Source organism: Flavobacterium suncheonense GH29-5 = DSM 17707 (assembly GCF_000430025.1).
GTDB lineage: Bacteria > Bacteroidota > Bacteroidia > Flavobacteriales > Flavobacteriaceae > Flavobacterium > Flavobacterium suncheonense.
Genome location: NZ_AUCZ01000028.1, coordinates 1 through 4559 on the forward strand (window position 1 = coordinate 1; position 4559 = coordinate 4559).

At 29.5% G+C, this 4559-nt stretch carries 8 protein-coding genes; all 8 read right to left on the bottom strand.

The annotated features are described in order from the left end of the window. Positions 1-188: 188 nt before the first annotated feature. Complete coding sequence (locus G498_RS0109700; protein ID WP_026980984.1) at positions 189-440, bottom strand: hypothetical protein; 252 nt, start codon at positions 438-440, stop codon at positions 189-191. Between the two features lie 76 nt (positions 441-516). Then, complete coding sequence (locus tag G498_RS0109705) at positions 517-930, bottom strand: hypothetical protein (protein WP_035745082.1); 414 nt, start codon at positions 928-930, stop codon at positions 517-519. 232 nt (positions 931-1162) lie between these two features. Further along, the gene (locus G498_RS0109710) at positions 1163-1534 is read right to left on the bottom strand and encodes a hypothetical protein (RefSeq protein ID WP_131387718.1); all 372 of its coding nucleotides are present in this window, start codon (positions 1532-1534) and stop codon (positions 1163-1165) included. A gap of 151 nt (positions 1535-1685) precedes the next feature. After that, positions 1686-2225, bottom strand: a complete 540-nt coding sequence (locus tag G498_RS0109720) for a hypothetical protein (protein ID WP_035745079.1) — start codon at positions 2223-2225, stop codon at positions 1686-1688. Positions 2226-2404: 179 nt separating this feature from the next. Further along, on the bottom strand, positions 2405-2704 hold the full coding sequence (locus G498_RS0109730; protein ID WP_026980989.1) for a helix-turn-helix domain-containing protein: 300 nt from the start codon (positions 2702-2704) through the stop codon (positions 2405-2407). 2 nt (positions 2705-2706) lie between these two features. After that, on the bottom strand, positions 2707-3045 hold the full coding sequence (locus tag G498_RS0109735) for a type II toxin-antitoxin system RelE/ParE family toxin (protein WP_026980990.1): 339 nt from the start codon (positions 3043-3045) through the stop codon (positions 2707-2709). A gap of 216 nt (positions 3046-3261) precedes the next feature. Continuing rightward, positions 3262-4203: a hypothetical protein gene (locus G498_RS0109740; protein ID WP_026980991.1), complete on the bottom strand. Its 942-nt coding sequence runs from the start codon at positions 4201-4203 to the stop codon at positions 3262-3264. Between the two features lie 90 nt (positions 4204-4293). Then, on the bottom strand, positions 4294-4559 hold a 266-nt coding region (locus tag G498_RS15920), incomplete at its 5' end, for an IS30 family transposase (RefSeq protein ID WP_211227765.1).

Below are 4559 nucleotides of genomic sequence, written 5' to 3' on the forward strand. Positions count from 1 at the left end.
TAAGTAGCTTTTTTTTACGCGCGCTGAGTCTATGCGCTATAACGTTTCTGCGGCTTGGCCGTCGTTGCGGCAATTTACGAAGAATTTTATTATGAAATGCAATACATGAAAATCCGAAGGATTTTCTATTGAGGTTAAGACCAGCAATGCGGCTAAACCGCTGTTAGCCGTTCGGTTTTATTTTTTAACTACCACATTGTAGAGTAGGTTGCGATTAATATAAAAACTAAAACTAAAAATATTCCGGCAATCATTCGATTATTAACTTCATGCCCCCATTCATCATAATAATCAGTTTTTTTTGGGCCATAAATATATTCTTTATAAGTAAATTTATGTTTATTAAATATTGTTCTCCAAATACTACCATAGATATATCTTAAGGTTCCTCCAATATAGTTAAGTATAAAACGACCTTCAAGTATTTCAAAAATATCCATAGTTAAGTTTTATTTTTTAATAATATTATTGTTGAAAATCTTTAATATTCAATTTGTTACACTTTGTTCAGTTTTATTAATCTTTAAATAATATTAAAATTAGAAAAACACCAATCATCAAATAAATCAAAAAAGACTCAACGTTTATAGATTTTAGAAAAAGTAAGATAGAAATAAAAGGATAGTTATCGGCTAAAAAGTTTGAAATTGGACTTGTTTCTTTGGATTTGAATTTGTCAAGAATAGATTTAAGATTAGTTTCTTTTGAAAAATATGAAACATTAATAGTTCCCAAAACAATTCCAACTATCATAATAATTATTATTGATGTAGGATTTAATTTTTCTAATACAAATGATGATAACGTAAATAGATTAAGTAAAATTGCTGTGGATAGTAGCCACAATGTACTTGATTCAGGATTAAATTGATTTGTTTTTGAAATAGATAAAAACATTCTATAGAATATGAAATGATAGATTTTGATCATTTTAATTTTAGCTTTATTATATCTACACAGTTTTGTTAAACTGACGGCTAACGTCCCACCGGCTTTATGTCAGTGGCGGTTTTTATTACTGATGTTTACAAATATACCGAAAAGTTAGAAAGAAAAAATAGAAGGGAAGTAAAGACTTTTGATTTCTGCTCTTTCCATTATGCACTGTTGCCGCCATTGCATAAAACCGTTGTTAGGCACAGTAATTCTAATCACAAAACCTTCAACTTATTAATGAACTTAAAAAAAATACCGGAAGTATTACTGTCAAAAAGATAACTATAAGAGTAAATAGTTTATCAATTAATTCTCCACTGCCTCGATAATATTCCGCTTCAAATTGTCTCTTTTTTAAAGCTAATGACAATAAATTCATTACATGTATTACAAATATTAATGAAATAGGAATTAAAAACCCTGCGCTTTGTATTGAATAATTTAATGATAAACCTATAAAGGCATAGATTGAGGAAATGATAATGTTTATTAATAATAATTTTTTTTCAAAAAAGATTTTCCCATTGAATTTCCACCAAAGAATATAAAACATATAAATTATGGAGGTGAAAAATCCGATATTCTGGGTTAAAGTCATAGTTTTGGTATTATTGTGCCTAACGTTTTACGGCTTAAAACCGTTGCGGCAATTTACGAATTATTTGTTATGGAATGCAGTGCTTGAAAATCCGCAGGATTTTCTTTTATGGTTTAAACCAGCAATGGTTTTAAACCGTTGTTGTGTGACGTTATTTTAAAGTTATTCTATATTTTCGTTTAGTTATACTATTTGCACACTCTACATCTGAAACGTATAACTTATCATTTATCAAGCTGTCAATATAAAAATTTTGCGGAATGAATTCTTCATTACTAATTCTTAAACCTTTTTGATTTTTTGAAATAATTGCTCGATAAGGAAGTATGCAATGACCACTTGAATAAGCAGGAGCTATCCAATATGTAATTACTGCCATAGATTTTTCAGAGTTTATTTTATAAATAGTGTCATAATCAATAAATAATTCATTCTCAGTTTCGGATAGATCACCTTTTATTTGTGAGTTTTGTTTAATTCCTTTTTTCTTAAAATGTTTATATAGACAATCCTTGGCCTCGTTCTCTGAAAAATCGTATTGAGTTTTAATAGTAGGAATATTTGAAAAAATAATTACTGAATCTGTTAAGATTTGATTATCAATTTTTGTTTTATCAAAAACTTTAATTTTCTCATTTTTTTTACATGAGAATAATAGAAAAGAAGCAATAATAATTAAAATAGTTTTCACAAGAAGTACTTTTAGATACGATTTGGCAAATGGCACACAACGTTTCAGGCTTAGCCGTCGTTGCGGCAATTTACGAAGAATTTTATTATGAAATGCAGCGCATGAAAATCCGAAGGATTTTCTTTTAAGAGTTGAGCCAGCAATGCGGCTAAACCGCTGTTGTGTGCTGTAATAATTATTTACAGAAAAGTTAATCCAATTCTTTTGTTTAATCCTATCTCGAAGATTCTTATCAAAGTAGAAAGTTGGATGTTTCCTTTTCCATTTTCAATTCTTGAAATATAGCTTTTTTTCGTTCCTGTCTTTTCAGCAAGTTGTTCTTGAGTTATTTTTGCTTCTTTTCGAGCTTCTTTAAGCATTTCACTGATGATGAACATCTGTGATTTTTCTTCATAACCATTTCTGCTTTCAGTCCCGATTTTTCCGTGTTCAGCTTCAATAAGTTGATCAAACGTTTTTATGTTTTTATAGTCTTTCATTTTTATTTATTGTTTTGTTGAAAATATTCATTCATTAAACTCAACGCTTTTTCTAATTCATTTTTTGGCGCCTTCTGTGTCTTTTTTTGAAATCCATTAAAAAGGATAACTAATTTTCCTTTATCAAAGCAGCAAAAGATTCTGTAAATATTTGACTGATATTCAATTCTGATTTCATAAAGTCCATTGGTGCCAGTTAAATGCTTTAAAAATTTTTCAGGAACTTTTTCTACTTGTTTTATTAATTCAAGAACGTATTTTATTTTTTCTTTTACCTTTTCGTCTTGTTTTTGGTAAAATTCTATAAAATGATTTTCGTAAAATATGATTTCTCTACTCATTTGACAAAGTTATCTTAAAAGTTAACAATAAGCAAATGATTAAGCGATTTTTTTGCGGTTTCGTTCGGCAATTATAGCACACAACGTTCCGCGGCTTGCCGTCAGGCGGCGCTTAGAACATTTTGGTTTCTACCAAAGATAGAGTTTTTTATGAAAAGTAGGAGTGAGACCACTGCAATTTGCCGCTTGCGGCAAACCGCTGTTAGCAACCGTTTTTTAAATTTCTAAAATCTCTTTAAAATCTTCTAACTTCATTACTTTATTCCCCAAATCACTTTCGGTAAATCTTTTTAAAATTTCATCATCATTAGTAACGAGTGTTTTCTCTTCTGATTTAGGATTAAATAATATGGCAAACATTATGTGAATATCAGTTATTGTATTCCATTTTTCATCTTCAACGCTTTCTAATGAACCAGTTCCGTGTCCAAGCTGAGTAAGTAGCAACTCGTTCATTACTAATGCGGGGTAAAATTTATTGTAAAATTCTGCTAAGATTTCAAAATTTTTATCACTCCTTTTGTAATCTCTTTTGGTTATCGAATATGCTCTTAGCATAAAACCTTCTGAAACCAAGAAAGTAAATTTTCCATTTTGTATATTTTTAAACCACTCCCGTCTTTCAATTCTATTTTTTTTAAAATATTCCCAGTCAGGAATATCTTTGTTTATTGATTTTATATAACTTTCAAAGTTGTCTCTAATCTCCTTTTTTTCAAAATAGAGTTGATCTTTTACGGTTTTTATTTCCTTTTTGAATGTTTCAATGTTATTAACATTATAGTCCTCGGTTATGTCATGTGCCAACTTTATAATTACTTTATACAAATCTAAATACTCTCCATCTTCATTAAAGAAGTATTTAGGAAGTATAACATTTAATGGGGGGTATAGTGTTCCTGTATATTTTCTCTTTACAGCATCGTAGTTTTTTGTGTGGTCAACCAATAAGCATAAAGCTTTATAACATTCGTGTAAATCTAAGTCACTTTCAACTAAATGGCTTATTAATTCCATAGCTACTACAATAGGAAAACCAGCATGATGTCCTTTGTCTGCCTCTTTCTTTTTTATTTTTAATGCTAACTTTCTAACTTCTTCCATTGTCAGTCCTTTAACTAGATTTCTGTAAGCATTAGTGTCTAGTAAAAATTCCATTTCTTAATGATTTTTGATTAGCGAGGTGGATTCAAGACCTTAATGCAACAAGGTCATTTAGTTTTCAGTTTTTCAAATTTAGTATTTTTCTTAGATATTGACTCTTTTTTCAGAATAACTTTTTAAGCTTTTTAATGAGCCAAAAGTTATTTCCGAAAATGGTATTTCTTCATTGAGTTTTTCGGCAGGAGTTTTGTAGCCCAATACCTTTCTTGGGCGATTATTCAGGCTGTATTCAGCTTCTTTTATTTGCTGTATTGTTATGTTATTAAAATCGGTTCCTTTTGGGAAAAATCGCCTAATTAAACCGTTTGTGTTCTCGTTGGTTCCTCTTTCCCAAGATGAGTATGGATGGG